The sequence below is a fragment of the Mucilaginibacter sp. P4_G9 genome, assembly GCF_056400985.1.
This window is the reverse complement of sequence record NZ_JBFUKF010000684.1, coordinates 1-1,669: the sequence shown is the minus strand read 5'-3', so window position 1 is coordinate 1,669 and position 1,669 is coordinate 1. Positions and strand designations below refer to the sequence as shown.

Sequence of the window (1,669 nt, the reverse complement as noted above, 5' to 3'; positions counted from 1 at the left end):
GTTCGTACGCAAACATCCTGGATAGGGGTTATACTATATTTACAGAAGATAAGGCGGTACGGATGGTAGGTTCAATGATGGATATTACGCAGCAAATAGAGCTTCAAAAAGCCCGCGACGAAACGGATTCACTTTTAGAGACCTTAACCACGGCATCACCTACCGCGCTATGGATGTCGGATGCATCGGGGAAATTAGTTTATGTAAATCAAAAATGGAAGGAGTGGACATCGGCATTTACTTCGGATAGTTTGAATGATACCTGGTTAAACGTAATTCACCCCGACGACCGCCAGCGCGTTGCCGAAGCTTATGATAAGGCACATTTGTTACAGGAAGCTTACCATATCGATTACCGCATCTGTTTTAAAGATAGTTCGGTACGGTGGGTAATTGCATCGGGTACGCCCAGGCATTTGCCGGGTGGCGAATTTATAGGCCTGGTAGGTTCATGTACCGATATCACCAGGCAAAAGCACCTCGAGATACAAAAGGATGGCTTTATAAGTACGGTTAGTCATGAATTACGTACGCCCATTACTTCAATAAAGGGCTACGAGCAATTGCTGAGCCGGTCTGAAACAGTTAACGATCCGCGGGCACAGCGCTTTTTAAGCCGGATGCGCGTGCAAATAGCCCGTTTGGATAACCTGGTGCAGGATTTGTTAGATATTTCGCGCATCGAATCGGGCAAACTTACCTTTAACGAAAGCGAATTTGAAGTTAATGTGCTGCTTGCCGAAGTAGTAAGCGATTTACAGTTAATATTCCCCTCGCACCGGCTTATCATCAAAGAAAATCATGCGTGCAAGTTTTTTGCCGACCGTAACCGCTACATACAATTGCTAACCAATTTAATTGACAATGCAGTTAAATATTCGCCTGCTGCCGATAAGGTTTATATCTCGCTCACCTGCGATTGCGAATATTTAACCTGCAGCATCCAGGATTTTGGCCAGGGAATCCCCAAAGAACAGCAAGCCTATATATTTGAACGCTTTTACCAGGTTAATGATGTTTACCGCGCCCCCGGCTTAGGCATAGGCCTGTATATCTGCAACGAAATTGTTAAACGCCAAAACGGCGAACTTTGGTTTGATAGCACCATTGGCCAGGGGAGTACCTTTAGCTTTAAGTTACCCTGTAAGGATTAATGTACATATTTGGGCGTTTCCCCCGCTGGTAGAAGCGGGGGCCAGGCTTTCTGTTCATACGCCTGCAGGCCTTAAGCGCAATGGCCGGTATCCACGCCAATCCTTAACGCGACATTTTAGATACAAAAAATCCCGGATGAAAAAACATCCGGGATTTGCATATTCAATACTCAGCATGCGGGCCACAAGGCTGGAGCCTCGCGGCAGCGAAAAACGCTTGCGGTAGTTGATGAAAAACCCTTGCGGTAGCTGGAGCTGAGAAAAACCCTTGCGGTAGCTGGAGGGGCACACGCGACACGTGGCTGTTGCACAACTCGTCAACTATTTCGCAATAATTTATGTTAAGATATTGATTTTTAGTATCTTAACGTCATGCAAGGAAAGAAGCACTATCAAGAGAAACTCTTTACCAATTTCCAATTGTCCGACCGTGTTCCGGCAGACAATATATACCGAAAGCTGAAAGAAACACTAGATCTTCAGTTTTTATATGCGTCTACCGCTAAGTATTACGG

Annotated in this window: 1 protein-coding gene; it reads left to right on the top strand. The window is 45.5% G+C overall.

Translation table 11 applies throughout. The annotated features are described in order from the left end of the window. A partial coding sequence (locus AC1DPZ_RS26710; RefSeq protein WP_477409216.1) for a sensor histidine kinase occupies positions 1-1,154 on the top strand: 1,154 nt, incomplete at its 5' end. Positions 1,155-1,669 lie beyond the last annotated feature (515 nt).